The organism is Clostridium senegalense, assembly GCF_018916625.1.
GTDB lineage: Bacteria > Bacillota > Clostridia > Clostridiales > Clostridiaceae > Clostridium_J > Clostridium_J senegalense.
The window spans coordinates 19267-34498 of sequence record NZ_JAHLNC010000005.1 but is presented as its reverse complement, the minus strand read 5'-3'; the positions used below and the strand labels follow the sequence as shown (position 1 = coordinate 34498).

18 protein-coding genes and 1 riboswitch are annotated in these 15232 nt (G+C 23.9%); of the genes, 2 read left to right on the top strand and 16 right to left on the bottom strand.

Annotation, left to right across the window (positions count from 1 at the left end; genetic code table 11):
- Nucleotides 1-40: 40 nt before the first annotated feature.
- Complete coding sequence (locus KQI36_RS10135; RefSeq protein WP_216450762.1) at nucleotides 41-1288, bottom strand: HAMP domain-containing sensor histidine kinase; 1248 nt, start codon at nucleotides 1286-1288, stop codon at nucleotides 41-43.
- Nucleotides 1289-1482: 194 nt separating this feature from the next.
- A complete protein-coding gene (locus KQI36_RS10130) occupies nucleotides 1483-2166 on the bottom strand; it encodes a response regulator transcription factor (protein ID WP_216450761.1) in 684 nt (227 codons plus the stop codon).
- 725 nt (nucleotides 2167-2891) lie between these two features.
- Here KQI36_RS10130 and KQI36_RS10125 point away from each other — a divergent pair.
- On the top strand, nucleotides 2892-3275 hold the full coding sequence (locus KQI36_RS10125) for a SatD family protein (protein ID WP_216450760.1): 384 nt from the start codon (nucleotides 2892-2894) through the stop codon (nucleotides 3273-3275).
- A 37-nt stretch (nucleotides 3276-3312) separates the two neighbouring features.
- Here the strand turns inward: KQI36_RS10125 and KQI36_RS10120 are convergent, their stop codons facing one another.
- The 13 genes from KQI36_RS10120 to KQI36_RS10060 all read right to left on the bottom strand — a co-directional run bounded on the left by KQI36_RS10120 (nucleotide 3313) and on the right by KQI36_RS10060 (nucleotide 12953).
- Nucleotides 3313-4131, bottom strand: a complete 819-nt coding sequence (locus KQI36_RS10120) for a DUF3307 domain-containing protein (RefSeq protein ID WP_216450759.1) — start codon at nucleotides 4129-4131, stop codon at nucleotides 3313-3315.
- On the bottom strand, nucleotides 4121-4861 hold the full coding sequence (locus tag KQI36_RS10115) for a SatD family protein (RefSeq protein WP_216450758.1): 741 nt from the start codon (nucleotides 4859-4861) through the stop codon (nucleotides 4121-4123). The genes KQI36_RS10120 and KQI36_RS10115 overlap by 11 nt, the downstream gene beginning before the upstream one ends.
- Nucleotides 4862-5429: 568 nt before the next feature.
- A complete protein-coding gene (locus KQI36_RS10110; RefSeq protein WP_216450757.1) occupies nucleotides 5430-6008 on the bottom strand; it encodes a non-canonical purine NTP pyrophosphatase in 579 nt (192 codons plus the stop codon).
- 262 nt (nucleotides 6009-6270) lie between these two features.
- Nucleotides 6271-6819, bottom strand: a complete 549-nt coding sequence (locus tag KQI36_RS10105) for an ECF transporter S component (RefSeq protein WP_216450756.1) — start codon at nucleotides 6817-6819, stop codon at nucleotides 6271-6273.
- A gap of 12 nt (nucleotides 6820-6831) precedes the next feature.
- Nucleotides 6832-7812: a nucleoside hydrolase gene (locus KQI36_RS10100; RefSeq protein WP_216450755.1), complete on the bottom strand. Its 981-nt coding sequence runs from the start codon at nucleotides 7810-7812 to the stop codon at nucleotides 6832-6834.
- A 231-nt stretch (nucleotides 7813-8043) separates the two neighbouring features.
- Nucleotides 8044-8091, bottom strand: a riboswitch (PreQ1 riboswitch).
- A gap of 81 nt (nucleotides 8092-8172) precedes the next feature.
- The gene (locus KQI36_RS10095; protein WP_216450754.1) at nucleotides 8173-8928 is read right to left on the bottom strand and encodes a nitroreductase family protein; all 756 of its coding nucleotides are present in this window, start codon (nucleotides 8926-8928) and stop codon (nucleotides 8173-8175) included.
- 251 nt (nucleotides 8929-9179) lie between these two features.
- Nucleotides 9180-9359 carry a hypothetical protein gene (locus tag KQI36_RS10090; protein WP_216450753.1) on the bottom strand — a complete coding sequence of 60 codons (180 nt, stop codon included), beginning with the start codon at nucleotides 9357-9359 and terminating at the stop codon, nucleotides 9180-9182.
- Between the two features lie 30 nt (nucleotides 9360-9389).
- Complete coding sequence (locus tag KQI36_RS10085) at nucleotides 9390-10049, bottom strand: B3/B4 domain-containing protein (protein WP_216450752.1); 660 nt, start codon at nucleotides 10047-10049, stop codon at nucleotides 9390-9392.
- 131 nt (nucleotides 10050-10180) lie between these two features.
- On the bottom strand, nucleotides 10181-10849 hold the full coding sequence (locus tag KQI36_RS10080; RefSeq protein ID WP_216450751.1) for a DUF998 domain-containing protein: 669 nt from the start codon (nucleotides 10847-10849) through the stop codon (nucleotides 10181-10183).
- A 17-nt stretch (nucleotides 10850-10866) separates the two neighbouring features.
- Nucleotides 10867-11481 (bottom strand): TetR/AcrR family transcriptional regulator, encoded by a 615-nt coding sequence (locus KQI36_RS10075; RefSeq protein WP_216450750.1) that lies wholly within the window; start codon nucleotides 11479-11481, stop codon nucleotides 10867-10869.
- 273 nt (nucleotides 11482-11754) lie between these two features.
- On the bottom strand, nucleotides 11755-12240 hold the full coding sequence (locus tag KQI36_RS10070) for a flavodoxin family protein (RefSeq protein ID WP_216450749.1): 486 nt from the start codon (nucleotides 12238-12240) through the stop codon (nucleotides 11755-11757).
- Between the two features lie 99 nt (nucleotides 12241-12339).
- Nucleotides 12340-12516, bottom strand: coding sequence for a hypothetical protein (locus KQI36_RS10065; RefSeq protein ID WP_483400430.1), 177 nt, complete (start codon nucleotides 12514-12516; stop codon nucleotides 12340-12342).
- Nucleotides 12517-12533: 17 nt separating this feature from the next.
- Entirely contained in the window at nucleotides 12534-12953 is a 420-nt protein-coding gene (locus KQI36_RS10060) for a hypothetical protein (RefSeq protein WP_216450747.1), read from the bottom strand.
- Nucleotides 12954-13158: 205 nt separating this feature from the next.
- Here KQI36_RS10060 and KQI36_RS17725 point away from each other — a divergent pair, with 205 nt between their 5' ends.
- On the top strand, nucleotides 13159-13632 hold the full coding sequence (locus KQI36_RS17725; protein WP_010297437.1) for a GNAT family N-acetyltransferase: 474 nt from the start codon (nucleotides 13159-13161) through the stop codon (nucleotides 13630-13632).
- 405 nt (nucleotides 13633-14037) lie between these two features.
- On the opposite strand, the gene hydF is transcribed toward KQI36_RS17725, so the two are convergent.
- The gene (gene hydF, locus KQI36_RS10050) at nucleotides 14038-15222 is read right to left on the bottom strand and encodes a [FeFe] hydrogenase H-cluster maturation GTPase HydF (RefSeq protein WP_216450746.1); all 1185 of its coding nucleotides are present in this window, start codon (nucleotides 15220-15222) and stop codon (nucleotides 14038-14040) included.
- Nucleotides 15223-15232 lie beyond the last annotated feature (10 nt).

Sequence of the window (15232 nt, the reverse complement as noted above, 5' to 3'; positions counted from 1 at the left end):
CAAAAAATTTAAATAAGAGCCTAATTAATAGACTCTTATTTTAAGGATTTTTTATAAAAAACTCTATAATAGCTCCACTATCTTCACTATTATAAGCTTTAATGTTTCCATTGTGCTTTTCAACTAAACTTTTGGAAATATATAGTCCTAAACCTGAATTCCCTGTAGATTTTCTTCTTGATTTGTCCCCTCTATAAAATTTAGTAAAAATATTTTTTAAATCTTCTTCATTAAACCCTTCTCCGCTATCACAAATTTTAAAAAATAATTTTTCTTCTTCATATTCTACATCAATTTGAATTTCTCCACCTTCCGGAGAAAATCTTAAACCATTTGTAACTATGTTATCTAAAACTTGAGAAATTCTTAATCTATCTAATAAAAATGTAGTATTTGCATCTATATTTATTTCATTTAAACTTAATTTTATATTTTTCTTATTTGAAAATGGTATATATTCCTCAATTTTATCTTCAAGAAAACTTTTTACATTAATTTGTTCTACTTGTAATGTAAAATCAGGATTTTCTAGTTTAGATAATAAATTTAAATCTTCTACCAATAAAACTGCTCTATTAACTGAATTTTCCATAGAGTTTAGATATCTTAATAGCCTCTTCTCATTCTTATATGAACCATCTTGCAAAAGCTCCACATGACCTTTGATAACTGTAAGTGGTGTTCTTAAATCATGAGATAATGCATTAATCATATCTGTTTTTTCCTTTTCTGTTTCCCATTGTTTAGTTAAAGTTTTATCCAACTCAACTCTCATTGATTCAAAACTTTTCATAAGTTTACCTATTTCATTGTCATAGGGATAATTTAGTTTAAAATTTAAATCTTGAACTTGTATTTTATTTGAGGCTTCAATTAACTGTTTAAAAGGTTCATTTAAGTTTTTACTTAATTTTCTACCAAATATAATACTATATATTATTATAAATATAAATGGACTAAGTAAAGTAATAACACCTAACATTGTTCCTATTAACTTTTTATGAGGATTAATTGAAGTTTTTAAATTATAATTTAAATAAACTACACCTTCTAATGTTCCATTATTACTTATTATTGGAACTACTTTTGTTACATTATTAAAAGCATTTATATCTACTGTGTTTAATTTTTTTAAAATAGAATTATTATCTTCATCTTTAATTTGTAAATTACCATAACTACTTTTATTTTTTAGGCTATAAACTTTATATTTTATACCTTCAGTAGGTATTATCTTTTCAAGATTTCCTTTTTCAGTTTCATTTAATATATTATCCCCACACTTCATTATATAATCTTCAATTTTCGGAATTTGCCTTTCATAATAGTTTGCTGGATATAACATATTACTATTTAATATATACATAAATATTAAAAACAATATAAAAAAACTTATTAAGCTAAATATTAAAGCCAAAAAAAATGTTGATATAAATTGCTTTTTTATAGAATATTTTTTAAGCATTTGTTCACCTTACTTCCTTAGTTCTCCCACTTATATCCTACACCCCATACAGTAGAAATATATTTATTAGGGATATTATGCTTATTAAATTTAAAACGTATTTTCTTTATATGCTCAGCTACTGTTGAAGAATCGCCTTCTGCATCATATCCCCAAATTTTTTCATATATTTGTTCCTTTGAAAAAACTTGTCCGTTATTTAATGCTAGAAGTTCAATTATATCAAATTCTCTTTTAGTTAAAATAACTTCCTCATCTTTTAAAAGAACTTTTCTTCCTTTTAAATCAATTTTTAAATCATTAAAAATAATATATTTTTTATTTTCCATAGAAAAATTTCTTTTATCTCGCCTTATATGCGCTCCTATTCTAGCTTTAAGCCCTCTTATGCTAAAAGGTTTTGTAATATAATCATCTCCACCTATAGCTAAACCCTTTAATAAATCAGCTTCATTTATTTTAGCAGTTATAAATATAATTGGACAGGAAATTGCATCTCTTATTTCAGTGCAAAACTCAAATCCATTTTTTCCTGGCATCATAACATCTAATAATATTATATCTGGATTAACTTTAAGTTTTTCTAAAGCTTCATCACAATCCTTTGCAGTAAATACTAAATAGCCATCATCAGATAAAGCATCAGAAATTAAAGAAAGTATTTCTTCTTCATCATCAACAACTAAAACCTTTTCATTCATCTTAATTCCCCCTGAAAATAACTAATATCTTTTAGTAAATATTATCATAAAAAACTATATTTCTACAACTTTTTATAGCATTTCCAACTTGAACTACTAAAATAAATCTTTAATTATAATATTTATTTTATAAAAATACTGTTTCAGATTTACTTTTTCTACATATTATAATAACAGAGAGTGAGATATAATGTTCCAAATTAAATTTTAAACTTATTCATTTATCAAATAAGAAAACTCAAATTAATATTTTATCAATAACTAACAGGTTATTTTAGTTAAAAGTTAAGAGTGAATAGTGAACAGTTGTGGTTATTACTACTCACTTCGTTCCTAGTAATTCTCAACGTACCTTTTTATAAATTTGCAAAGCAAATTATATTGATAGATTTTTTTAAATCATTTTCAGAAAGTGGTTGCCACTTTCATCCTAAGTTCATAATTCATAATTCATAATTCTTAACTAACTATATTTGATGTATAAATTTAAGTTATAGATTGCATCCCTATATATAGAAAAACAAGTTGACTTTTAAAATTATTTATTTCTAAACTTGGATACCCAAAATAGTGAGACATGCTCTGAATAACTTAGAATTTAACATTACATTTTATATAATTTTGTTTAACTATATTTACTCTTGAAAAATATAGTTAACCTTATATAAGTTTACTATATATAGTAAACTTTATGCTCTTTATGTTAAAATTTAGGAGGATTAATAATGTTTGTTACAATTATATGTGATATAAAAAATTCAAGACTATTAGAAAATAGACATGATTTTCAATTATATCTTATTGATGTTTTAAAAGAATGTAACACCTTATTTAAAGATTATATAGTTGCTCCTTTTATAATAACATTAGGTGATGAATGGCAAGGACTTTTAAAAGAAAATTCTCCGTACTTAGAAATATTAGATTTCTTTAAAAGTAAACTACCTTCAAATGTAAAATTTTATACAGGTGTTGGAATAGGTGAAATAACAATTCATAATTTTGAACTTACTGTGAATCAGCTTGATGGCCCTTCCTTTTATTTAGCAAGAAAGGCTATTAAATACGCTAAAAGAAATCAATGCTCATTAGTTGTTATACAAGGCTAAAAAATACCAATAACATTTTAATTGTTATTGGTATTTTTTATAATAAAGTGTATATAATTTTTCCACCTATCATTGCTATTATAAAACTTATAAAAGTCCCAATAATAAAATATTCTGCGAAACTTTCATCTTCAAGTTTTTTAAACCTTGCTATAGATTTAGTAGCTAATACAAATCCTATTAGAGGGGCTTGGTTTATGGCCATTATAAGTAATATAAATGACCTTTCTAATATTCCAATTATAAGTCCACCATTTTCAGCACCTGTATTATCATTTTTTATAGGTATATATATGTTATTTTTTCTTGCTTTTATATATTTTTTACTTGTTAAGCTTCTTATTAACACTTTAATAAATATTCCTGTTACATTTGTGCAAATTAATATTATTAAAATAATAGATAGAAACCTATCCATAGATGTAAACCTTGTCCTATAATTTAATAATTTTATTAAGCCTTCTTTAAAATTCATGCCTTCACATAAAATAAAAACATTAATAATAACCAATAAATGCAAAAACTGATCTAATAAAAAAATTATTACATCCTCTTTCAACCATGGCTTTTTTAATATTAAACCTGACTTTAAGCAATCTATAGAAAAATGAAATATAGTAATAATAAGTATACATTTATTTAAAATTTCTAATGGTTGTCCATTTGCTAAATAAAACCCCAAAAGAAATAAATTCATACCTAAAAAATGAAAAAAGCTATGAATAAAATTACCTTTTAATATAGATTTAATTGAATTATCTTTTGGGAATCTTAATTTTAGTATATTATTATGTTGAAAAATAAAATCAAAAGTAATATGTGAAATTAAATAAACTAAAAATAAACTAAAATACATTACTACTCCTTTCAATTATTTTTATATATGTTGTTAATAATAACCTTATGATTCTTGTATTATGTACAGTCAAAAAATAACTACAAGAATTTAATCTTTGAGATATGTTAGATTTAGACAAATTACCATCTGTAGAAATCATATTATTATATGATCCATGTTTTTCATATAAATCTATTAATTCTCTTTGCTTTTCTGTAAACTTACTTTCTATAGTTTCATTATTTTCAATAATTGAATTTATGACTTGATTTAAAGTTATATTATCATCATATTCAGAAGTAACAGCTATTTCATCTAAAATAAATTTATTATATAAATCAATTGGTAAATCTGCACCTTTAAAAAATACTCTATTATGTTTTGACTTAATATTCTGACCATAAAACCCTTTAGTTTTTTTAGCTATATTTATAGCTTCTCTACCATTTATAAAAACTTCTCCATCCATCTCTCTAGTGTCCTTCGAAAGATTAGTTGATATCTGACCTATACCTATCCCACAGTATACTTGTATATTTTTTCTTAATAAATATCTTTGAATTTCTTTAAAAATATCATAACTTTTCTCTGGTGAGCTAGAAACAATTTGCCACTCATCACCTAATGTAAATGTTATTGGTGCAACTAATATTTTAGAGTATTTCTTACTCAAAGTTTTTAAATATATTTTTAGTTCCTCTTGAAAATTAGCCCTATCTTTTATTTTTCTAGAGCTTACAATGTCCATATTTATTACACTATACATACTTAAGTCGTTCTGCTACTTAAAATTTAGATAAATACACCTATATAGAGATTATTTTCATTGCTTTGTTCATAAACAATCCATAGCTTTTAAATTCTATATTAATCTTGGTTGCAAATATCCAATTATTTTTATGATAACTTGAAGGTTCTAATTGTAGCAGCTCCTCCCTTCTCTATTTTTAAATTTTTTCATGATAATATTCCTTTATAGTCCTTTTTAAAATTAAAACTTCTAACTTATAATTTAAAATATTATATTGAATTTCAAGTGTCTCAATGATGTCTCACTAACTTTAGCAGTTAAATTTTAGAATAAATAATTTTAAATTTAAAATGCTATTTAAAAATATTTATATTTATATAAATTCTATTTATATTTAAATACTCCTTTATATATTAAAAGACTATATCTATTATTGCCCATATTTCATATTTATATAAAACTTTCCATATAAAAAGAAAAAAATTAAACTAATAATAATAAATATAAAGTGGAAAACACTCTTAAAAAATAGTATACTTCCACTTTATATTTATTATGTATTAATTTATTTACAATATGTATCATACCAATTACCGAATTTTTTTATACAAGTATCATCTTTCGAATTATTATCATATCTTAAGAAATCTTCTTCATTAAATTCAGCTAAAGTCTTTAAAAATCCTTTTGGTTTAAATATATACCAAAGATTTGACCACTTTTCATTATTCTCATTCTCTCTTATGCTATGAGCTAAAGTTCCATAATCATTACTTTCAAAGAATTCCATATTTTCACCATCGTAATATGCAAGACAAGATTTAAAAGTACACGTTCTATTTTCTACCTTGTCCATTAATTTTAAAAGTCCTTCTATACCTATAGTTTCTAGCATATGATTTACATAAGCTTTAGGAAATCCATTTAAAGCTTCTACAAAAAAACCAGAATCTAGTGCTATACAAGGCTTTTTTACAATTTTATAAGCTTGTAAAACCTTCTGCTTTGCAATTTCTTTTATATCATCACCTCTAGGTTCTATAAGTTCTGCGTTATATGGTAACACTTTAATATTTTTTAATTCTCTTTGTGCTGAAGCAATTTTGCCTTTATTAGTTGTTACAAAAATAATTTCTTTCATCATCCCCTACATCCTCCTCATATAAAAAATATTATTATATTAAAATATTATAACATATATACTATTACAACTACATTTTATATGTCATACCATGTAATTAAATGTTAAAATATATATTTTTTTAGTAATTATACACTAAAAATACACTTATTAATAGATTAAATAAGTAAAAAAATAAATTTTATTATAATATTTAATACAAAAAGAAGATATTAAAAATATAAAGTTACTATTTAAGTTATAATTTTAAAATTTTAATTTCAACTTATAACACTATTTTTTTATTATATTTTAATAATTTCACAACCTTATTTACAAATAGTACTGCAATTAGTTTATCAAAATAATCCGTAATAAATTGAACTAAAAAAGCACTTAAAATACTACCTAATCCTAGTTTTCTAAGTAAGATTATTATATAACTAGACCCTGAAGAAGTAAAACCTCCAAATATGAAAGCTGTTAAAATTGCACCTACGCTACTTATAAATATAGTAGCAAAAAATACTGAGAAAAGAATTTTCCATCCTTCTAGGAGGTTCTTTTTAAACATAACTCCTAATATTAAACCTGTAAATATTTGAACTGGAGAAAACCATAAAGAATATATATCAAAAGTTAACCCACTAACTACACTACTAAAAAAGCCAGTTATTATACCCAAATAAGGTCCTAATAAAAAACTTATAAATACAGTTCCTATAGAATCAAGATATATTGGAAGTTTCAAATTAAATGCTACAAATGCTCCTACTATATTAAGAGCTATTGCTACACCAATTATAGCTATTTTAAATGTATCTGATTTATCCATATTTTTTAACTCCTAACCACTATATTTTTTATTATTTAAAATTAAATTTATTTCACTTCTTTTGTGTGGTAAAATTCTAGTTAAAAATTCTTTCATAAACATATTAGAATCTACGGTTGTTAAAACATTACAATTAGCTTTAAATTTATAAAAATTTTCACTATCAATTACAGTTTGACCTATAGCTATTCCTTCTGTTACAACATCCATATATGCTGAAAATCCCCTACATAAAGACCTATTGATAAAATATAAAACTGCTAAAGGATCATTTATTACGCAGCCTAATATTTTTTCTTGTTTCCAATGAAAATCAACGTAAAATCTTGTTATCTTAACAATAAAATCTGCTTTTTCATCATTAAGCTGATTCAAAAGTTCTATATGATTTGGCGTTAAAACACATTCTCTTGTTACATCAAGACCTACCATATGAAAAGGTACCTGTGAGTTTTTCATAATATATTTAACACTATGTGGATCTACCCAATAATTAAATTCTGCTACTGGTGAACAATTACCATGACTTTTAAAAGTTCCACCCATAGATACAATTTCAATTATTTTATTAAAGGTATTAGGACTTTTTTTTAATACTTCAGCAAGATTTGTAAGTGGTCCTAATGCTATTATTGATACATCTTTTTCTTTATTTAATATATCTATTATATAATTCACAGCACCTTTTTTTACTATGCCTTCATTTATATCTTCAAAAAAGTTTTCACCAATTCCATCTACTCCATGGGTATCCTCTGCTACAACAAGTTCTCTTTTAAGTGGTTTTCCATCGCCTATGTATATAGGTATATCTAATCGTCCCATTATTTTAAGTGCTTGAAGTGCATTCTTAAAACCTTTACTTACATGAACATTACCAGATACTATAGTAAGAGCTTTAACCTCTAACTCTTTACTTGAAAGTGCAACCATTATTGCTAAAATATCATCTATTCCTGGATCACAATCTATTATCACTTTTCTTTTATTCATTTCATTTTTCCTTTCTTTAGGTGTTAAATATAATTTATTTATAAAATATCTTATGGCAATAAAAAAAGAGCAGGATTTTCCTACTCTAAAAAACTGAACTATAAAATATATAATATAGCAAAAAAATATAAAGCCACACCTAAATTAGGGTGACCTTCATAATCTAAGTACATATATTATATAACTAAAACTTAATTTAACAAAAAATATAAATCTTAATTACTTTTATAAGTTTGCCTAGTTTTTTATAGAGGGATGGTCAAAACGAACCTCTTTTATAGTTATCACTATAAGCATATTCAGTTTATTCTATTTGAAGTATATAATAAATATTTCTAAAATTCAAGTGCATACATTATTTTATTTAAATATATTTATATTTTTTATATATTCCCAGTTGCCTACATATCCACTATTTTTAGCACCTAACTGAAAGTGTATCATAGATATTCCAAGATCTATTTTTTCATACCCATGTTTTTGCTCATCTATAAATGCTTTTATACTTCCTTTGGAATATTCATATTTCCAAGGCTGTTTATTTATAGCAGATGGTGCTTTTCTTACTGCTTCTATACCATTTTTAACCCAATTAGGAACTTCTTTTTCATTGCAACTTAAAATTTCATTTGAAGATTTCCTATTTTTACTAAAAGATGATAATAATTTTTCTTTTATTCCCTTCTCTTCTTTTACATATCCTATTGAAATTACACAATAAAGTTTTTCATTTTCTTTTATATCTATTTTATTTTCAACTTCCTTTTTATCATAGGTTCCACCAATCCAACAAGTACCTATTCCTAAAGAAGTAGCTTCTAAAACTAGAACTTCTCCAAAATATCCTATTTTACTTTCAACATTAATAATATTTTTTTTTCCAACAAGTGCAATAAAAGATTTGACCCCACTTATCATTCCATAAGATTTCTTTATTCCTTTAAAAGGCTTTTCTCCATCTTTTATAAGCTGAATATTCAAAGATGATTCTTTATTAATTTTATCTATAAGACTTGAAATTTTGTTTAAATGATCTAAATTTAAGTCTTTATCCATATAAGTTCTTCTTGATGTTCTTTTATCAATGCTTTTATACCACTGAGTTTTTAGTTCCATGTAAACACCTTCCAAATTTAATTTATCTTTCTTAATATATTGCAGTTTAGTTTTTTTATTCATTCAAATTTATAAAACAACTATAGGTATGCAATCTATAACTTAAATTTATACATCAAATTTTTGTTATCAGTTGAGAAAAATCCTACAACTGTTCACTCTTAACTCTTAACTAAAATAAACAGTTTCTGTTAGTTATTGATAAAATATTGATTTGAGTTTTCTCATTTTATAAATGAATAATTTTAAATCTATTTTGACATAAACAATTTTAAAAAATATCCTTTTTTTATCTTATTACAAATTCTACATTCAAATATACTATAATATAAATAATAATCACCTTTTGAGTTTCTTACGTGTATTTTTTCATCTAAAAATATTTCCTTAAGATTATAATCATGTTTATGATTAGCATTCTTATTTTTCATAAAATCCTCACTATAATTACATTTAAGTGTCTATTTAACAACTTTTACTTCTAAAATTTCCCCATAAGCATATTTCTTTAAAAGATCTATACTATTACTTATATAATCTTGTAAATTTTTTTCACCATTAAATGAAATTATGTTCATTAATATGCATTTTGTATCTTTTGTTATCATAGCTCTTATGGAATCTGAAGTAGCACTTCCAAATTTACCTTTTTCATCTTGGAAAACTGGCATATTTTCTAAATTTATAGAGCCTCTTCCTATACCCTCATAAGTTTCACCAGGTTTTCCTACTGTAAAACATATATCTTCACCTATTTTTTCTAAATCATATGTTCCAACTGAATTAAGACTTTTTAAGGATATTAAATTATTTATATCTACTATAGTATTAACCTTATAAAGATCTAATCCCTTTACCAATCTTCTAACTAAAGACTCTGATGAAACCCTATATTTACTTGGGTCTTTTTTTAATTTTTTGTAACCATCCCTAGATGCCTTTATATTTTCAAGTTGCAAAACATCCTTTAATTCCATTGTCCCCTGAAATTTAAAACACTCTTTATTTATTTCTTTCCATAATTTTTCGTCATACTCTGTAACTTTTACATTTGCTATTATGCATCCTAAAACTAAATTTGGACATTTTTCCTTTAATTCTTCATCTATTCTAATCTTCATCCTTTGCAACTCCTTTTCTATAATTCTATATAGTTTTATATTATCATAATTTACCATTATAAGTTATACTTATTTCATTATTAAATATACTTTTATATAATATTAAAAAGAGGAATCCTTATCTTTTTTAACTATGTACATTCTACCTTGTTTTTTAAATACTTTTCTAAATTAGCTGTAGCTATATTGCTAAATAATATGTTCATTGAAACAACTAAAATCCAAATAATATATGTACCAATTGTGATTCTTTCAAAAACTCCAAAATATATATATTCATTGACAGCACCAACAGCACTAATACATCCACTGATAAATATAATTAAACTTGATATCATTGAATAGATAGTTAAATGTCTAAACTTAACTATATTTTTAACACCTATCCCTATAAATAATGGAGGTAATGTACTAAATATTAAAGAAAATCCTGTTAACACAATATATCTAATGCCAATAAATGTTATTTGAGGATCTCTAACATCCATAGGAAAAAAGGTCATCATCATACCTACTAGAGAATTAACTAATACTAATAAAAAAGCTATTCTACATATAGTAGACTTATATTTTTTAAAATCTATAAAAGCAATAATGCTAAAAAAAGCAAGAGATGCCCTATAGATTATTGTTAATTTTTCCAACCATATAAAACTATCTTGTGGTATAAAATAAGGTAAATCACTTATTGCATTAGTAAGATGACTATATTCACCATCGCTTAAAACTCCCCCTACACTTACATATATAATATAACTAATTGATGCAATTACCCCTAATAAAGGATAAATTTTTTTCATTTGTAAAACCTCTTTTCCTATTTCACTTTTAAATAATCGCAGATAAAACTTATATGCTTAAACATTTTTTTTATTATTGGAGATGTATCTTTCCCATCATTTATTGCATGAGCATATTCAAAAGTTATTGCAACTAAAGCATAGTTATATTCATCTGCCACAAGTGAAGTATCTATATTTTTGATTAAATTTTTTTCTTTCATCATATCTAATATTTCTTTTATAAATCGTGAAGGCTCTTTTATTATAGTCTCAACCATTAATTCCTTTGCTTTTTTATTTTTAAATTGCTCTGAATATATTATTATTGCTATACTATCAAGCTTTCCATTTAAAAACTTACCATAGGTTATTACAAGATGTTTAAACAACTCCTCTGGTGACATAAAATCCATCATTCTATTTAGTTCTAGGGTAGAAGGCCTATAATCTTTAATAGACTTAGCAAAATATTCAAATATAGATTCTATTATCTCATCTTTACTTTTATAATGATTATAAATTGAACTTTCTCTAATACCTACACCTTTTGCTATTTGTCGTATGGATACACCATTAAATCCCTTTTTAGAAAATAATTCTATGGATTTTGCAAAAATTTTTTCTTTAGTACTTAATTTCTCATTTTCCATTTTTAATCACCTTTTCTTAACATTTAACTAACACTTGTTCGTTTTATTAAACATTATACTAACGTTTAATAGTAAATACAATGTATTTTTTAATGGTACTTAATATAAAACATAAAAAAATCATATTAAAATTTAAATTCTATTTTAATATGATTATAGGGTTCAAAGTTGACCCTTTAAATTTATTCATTCCAAAACTTGGATAACCCTTTTAAACTATATAACAAAAAATTCATCTAATAAATATATTAAGTTAGTTTTAAATTTAAAATTCTATTTTAAATCTAATGATTTTGCCCATTTTTTTGCTTTACTAATAGATTCACATGTATCCTTTTTTAAAGGTTCTAAAAATTCTACATATCCTTTAAATTTGTTGTTTGGTAATTGTTTTTCTAAATCCTTATAACATTTTGATATACCACCACCACCATGACATACAAACACTGCTATATTTTTATTTTCTATTTTATATTCTTCTATAAAAGTTTTTATTGGCGGCGGGAAAGTTCCTACCCAAATAGGCGTTCCAATAAGTATATTATCATATTTATTAAGATCTACATCCAATGGTAAAAGCTCTGGTTTTTCTTTAAACAAAACACTTTTACCACCCCACAAGAATTTTTTAAATCCTGAAGTAGGATATTGTTTTTTAGATTTTAACTCTAGTAATTCACAATCAAGTTCATCACTAATAGCCTTAGCTATTGTTTTTGTATTATTTTCTAATGAAAAAAATACTACTAAACTTTTCATTAATACACACCTTCTCTTCCTAGTATATAATACTAAATTATAGGATAACATTTGCAATATAATATTTAAATAAAAGCTTAAAAACTATACTTTTCTATTTTATTTAAAATGTTTTAAAAACCAGTTTGTAATAATTTCTACTAACTTGTCATAATGATTAATAAAACTATGATTTTCTCCATGAATAACTACAATATCACTATTTTTCAAGTAATTCATTGCATTTTTAGACCTTTTAAACAATTGAACTTCTTCATCATCATTATCCCCATGAATTATAATAACTGGACAAGTTATATTTCTTTGCCTGAAATTATATTTTGAAATTCTACATTATTAAAAATATCTTTATTTAAATCATATTCAATATGATTAATTAATATCTTACCATTTTCAAAAATAACTAATTCATTAATTTTATCTTTGTCATTCTTAAAACTTATATGATATTTTTTTATATTTCCATCAACACATTTCCAAAAGGTTCTATTTACCTTTTGTTTGCACAAATAATCATAAAACTTAGTAACTTCTAATGTATTAGTTATTTTATAATCTTTCTTTTTAAATCCTTGTGAATAAACTATTTTTACCTCGTTAAATTTTGAAATATATTTTTCAAGTTTAACATCATGATTATATTTATATATTATTGATAGAAAATATATAGTAAATAAAATTATACCATTAAATATTTTTTTATTTCTATTCATTATTATAATCCCCTTTAAAACAGTTTCATTACTTATATTCTATAGAATTATTTCAAAACCTTTTATATAAATGTATAAACAAAAATCTTTATAATAATGCATATTCTGGCATATATTTCTATATAGGTATATACTATAGATATACCTATTACTAATTTTTATAATAAAGTTTAGTATGGTAAATGATAAAAGGTAGGTCTTTATTGTGGTTAATAATACAAATAATATTACTCTTGCAAAAATTAATAATACTTTTGCAAATGAACTTGTTAAAATATTAAATACAGATAATAAATTACAGGATTCTTTAGGTGCAAAAAAAAGCAATATATCTCATAATGAATTTATTATCTATAACAATCACTGGTCCAAAGTTAATAATGCAGAGATATTTGCCATTTTATATAAAGAAATTGCCATTGGAACAATCTCTTTAAGTCATCAAAATATAAAACTTAAAAAAGCTGAAATTGGTTATTGGATTAGCAGTAAATATTGGAAGAAAGGATACACAACTGAAGCTTTTTCTCAAATTTTAAATTATGCAAAATCAAAAGGAATAAAACACTTATCTTCTAAAATAAAAAAAGATAATATACCATCTAGAAAAATTTGGATAAATAAAGGTTCAAAAATAGAATTGATAGATGATTACTTTTTTGTTTCTATGATGCTATAATTTATACGTACTTTCATTTAATACTTATTTTTATTCTTTTTATTTAACATTAAATTATTACATATAAAATATATTTAACATATGTTATAAAAAACAAGCTCCAATTTAAATTTATTCAATAACTTTAAATTATTTATATACGAGATATAGTGTTGAATTCTAGGTGATTCGGAGAATGTCTCACTATTTTAGTTATCTAAGTTTTGGAATGGATAATTTTAAAAATCAACTTGGAATCCTATATAAAGTTTGTTCATCAAATCTTTGTTATCAGTTGATAAAAATAAGTAGCACTATAGTTAACTAAAATAAGCTGTTAACTATCTGTAAAATATCATACAAATTTAAAAGCTATATAAAAACAATATCCTTGTTTTTATATAGCTTTTATTTTTATTTATTCTTTTAAAATATACTTTTAGCCCTATCTAATATTCCGTTTAAATAGGCTATTAAAACCCCATAATTAGTTATAGGTATATTTTTTTCCTTACATAATCTAACTCTATTTAACACTGTTTTTCTATTAATCATACATGCACCACAATGTATAATTAAATCGTATTTTTCTATATCCTCTGGAAAATCATGACCTACTCTATACTCATAAGTTAAGTTAAACCCAACATGTTTATTAAGAAGTTTAGGAATTTTTACTCTTCCTATATCCTCATGAGAAACATTGTGTGAACAACTTTCACAAATAAGTATTTTAGAATTCTCATTTAAATCCTCAACTTTATTTGCCCCATCTAAAAACTCTTTTAAATCACCCTTTTGTCTTGCAAAAAGCATTGAAAAGCTCGTTAAATTAATATTCTTTGGAACAATTTTATCAACTTTTTTAAAAGCTTGAGAATCAGTAATCACTAAGTCAACGTCCTTAACATCTTCAAGGGCCGATTCAAGCTCTGTATCTCTTACCACATAACTTTTTATTCCATTATCTAAACAATCTCTTATACACTGAACTTGAGGTAATATAAGTCTTCCTTTTGGTGCTTCACTATCAATTGGTACTACAAGAATAACCTTACTATTATAAGGAAGTAAATCCCCAATTATAGGCAAATCTTCTTCAGTTTCTCCTACTTTTTTTATTAAAACATCAATTAAATTATTGTAGCCTTCTTTAGTTTCACTTGATATAAATACAGCTTCTTTAAACTTATCTTTTAATAAAAATAAATTTTCTTCACTTATAATATCTATTTTATTAAACACTAATATGTGTGGTATATTAAATCTTTTAAACTCACTTTTCATTTTGTCATAATAGGTTAGGTCTATATCATTTATATCCATAACATATATGGCAATATCTGTTCTTTTTAATATTTCTAAAGTTTTATTTACTCTTAATTTTCCAAGTTCACTTATATCATCAATACCTGCAGTATCAATAAAAACTACAGGTCCTACAGGAATTAACTCCATAGGTTTTAATACAGGGTCTGTGGTTGTTCCTTTTGTTTCTGATACTAAAGCAACCTTTGAGTTGAAAAATCTATTCATTAATGAGGATTTACCTGCATTAGCTTTTCCATATATAGTTATATGTTTTCTATTACTATTTGGTGTAGTATTCATATAAACCTCT

What these genes read in the sequence shown, in the direction of transcription:
- KQI36_RS10100 (WP_216450755.1), bottom strand. Translation starts at nt 7,812, where the DNA reads ATGAATAAAAGAAAAGTGATAATAGATTGTGATCCAGGAATAGATGAT.
- KQI36_RS10130 (WP_216450761.1), bottom strand. Translation starts at nt 2,166, where the DNA reads ATGAATGAAAAGGTTTTAGTTGTTGATGATGAAGAAGAAATACTTTCT.
- KQI36_RS10095 (WP_216450754.1), bottom strand. Translation starts at nt 8,928, where the DNA reads ATGGAACTAAAAACTCAGTGGTATAAAAGCATTGATAAAAGAACATCA.
- KQI36_RS10085 (WP_216450752.1), bottom strand. Translation starts at nt 10,049, where the DNA reads ATGAAGATTAGAATAGATGAAGAATTAAAGGAAAAATGTCCAAATTTA.
- KQI36_RS10060 (WP_216450747.1), bottom strand. Translation starts at nt 12,953, where the DNA reads ATGAATAGAAATAAAAAAATATTTAATGGTATAATTTTATTTACTATA.
- KQI36_RS10135 (WP_216450762.1), bottom strand. Translation starts at nt 1,288, where the DNA reads ATGAAGTGTGGGGATAATATATTAAATGAAACTGAAAAAGGAAATCTT.
- KQI36_RS10115 (WP_216450758.1), bottom strand. Translation starts at nt 4,861, where the DNA reads ATGGACATTGTAAGCTCTAGAAAAATAAAAGATAGGGCTAATTTTCAA.
- KQI36_RS10070 (WP_216450749.1), bottom strand. Translation starts at nt 12,240, where the DNA reads ATGAAAAGTTTAGTAGTATTTTTTTCATTAGAAAATAATACAAAAACA.
- KQI36_RS10090 (WP_216450753.1), bottom strand. Translation starts at nt 9,359, where the DNA reads ATGAAAAATAAGAATGCTAATCATAAACATGATTATAATCTTAAGGAA.
- hydF (WP_216450746.1), bottom strand. Translation starts at nt 15,222, where the DNA reads ATGAATACTACACCAAATAGTAATAGAAAACATATAACTATATATGGA.
- KQI36_RS10110 (WP_216450757.1), bottom strand. Translation starts at nt 6,008, where the DNA reads ATGATGAAAGAAATTATTTTTGTAACAACTAATAAAGGCAAAATTGCT.
- KQI36_RS10105 (WP_216450756.1), bottom strand. Translation starts at nt 6,819, where the DNA reads ATGGATAAATCAGATACATTTAAAATAGCTATAATTGGTGTAGCAATA.
- KQI36_RS10125 (WP_216450760.1), top strand. Translation starts at nt 2,892, where the DNA reads ATGTTTGTTACAATTATATGTGATATAAAAAATTCAAGACTATTAGAA.
- KQI36_RS10120 (WP_216450759.1), bottom strand. Translation starts at nt 4,131, where the DNA reads ATGTATTTTAGTTTATTTTTAGTTTATTTAATTTCACATATTACTTTT.
- KQI36_RS10075 (WP_216450750.1), bottom strand. Translation starts at nt 11,481, where the DNA reads ATGGAAAATGAGAAATTAAGTACTAAAGAAAAAATTTTTGCAAAATCC.
- KQI36_RS10080 (WP_216450751.1), bottom strand. Translation starts at nt 10,849, where the DNA reads ATGAAAAAAATTTATCCTTTATTAGGGGTAATTGCATCAATTAGTTAT.